Genomic DNA, 909 nt, shown 5'->3' with positions numbered 1-909 from the left:
GCTACATTTCTTTGACTCTTCTAGAAGTTTATATGTTAAATCGAACATGTCCGCGTTAACTGGCCATTGATTTGCTTAAGGGCCATATAAACTAATCCAGAATGTCTTTAGGTTTCTCTTTTCTTCAATTGTTAAACTCATTATTTTCTCCCGAATTGACTGATAAAGGTTTTTAAAAAGCTCATCTGAGCCCAAAAAGGTAAAATGATGTATTAGACTAGTATCTAATATAAAAAGCTGTCCACTTTGGCTTTCAGAATCATAGAACCCTAATATTTCGAGCCCACCTTTAACCTCAATAACTTTATTATCCTTCGTAATACCTAATGTCTCTGATAACTCATTAGAAGCTGCGTTTAACCATTGTGGAAATGAACTGTTTTCCGTAAACTCGAACAGAGATCTAACAAATTCTTTTTCAACACCAGTTAAATCTATGGGAGAAAAAAACTCTTTAGGACTCAAGACTTCATGAGAAATATGGCTATCGCCAAATTTAAATATAAGTATGTTACCCGTATGAAGTATTGTTTTTGATAAGGGGACATCGAGCACAACGTTTTGAGATAGATGTAACTCTTGACTTTGTGCAAAGCATTGAAACGAGAGTACTAAGGCTAACAGTTTTATAAACTTCATTTTATACACGACTCAGATTTGATTTTATCCAAATCTTTATATGGCAATCTTTTAATGTCTATAAACGTAGAAACTGTTTCTTCGAAATGCGACTAGCCTAATAAATCTCTGCAATTGTTAAATATGTAAGCTACAATTACTTTTCAATATGAGTTGATTATCAACCTTAAGTCTATTTCCAATATTAAAGCACGTAGTATCCAACCAACTTGTAACTCGATCATATATTGTTAATTTATCTTGCAAGCCATTGATTTATTAAAACAATGA

At 32.3% G+C, this 909-nt stretch carries 1 protein-coding gene; it reads right to left on the bottom strand.

Features of this window, described 5'->3' with window-relative positions:
* Positions 1-75: 75 nt before the first annotated feature.
* A complete protein-coding gene (locus R7O13_RS25100; RefSeq protein ID WP_318304972.1) occupies positions 76-639 on the bottom strand; it encodes a hypothetical protein in 564 nt (187 codons plus the stop codon).
* Positions 640-909: the final 270 nt, after the last annotated feature.

It is taken from the genome of Vibrio sp. Y176 (genome assembly GCF_033438945.1).
The sequence above is the reverse complement of the archived record's forward strand: the minus strand, read 5'-3'. Positions and strand labels throughout refer to the sequence as shown.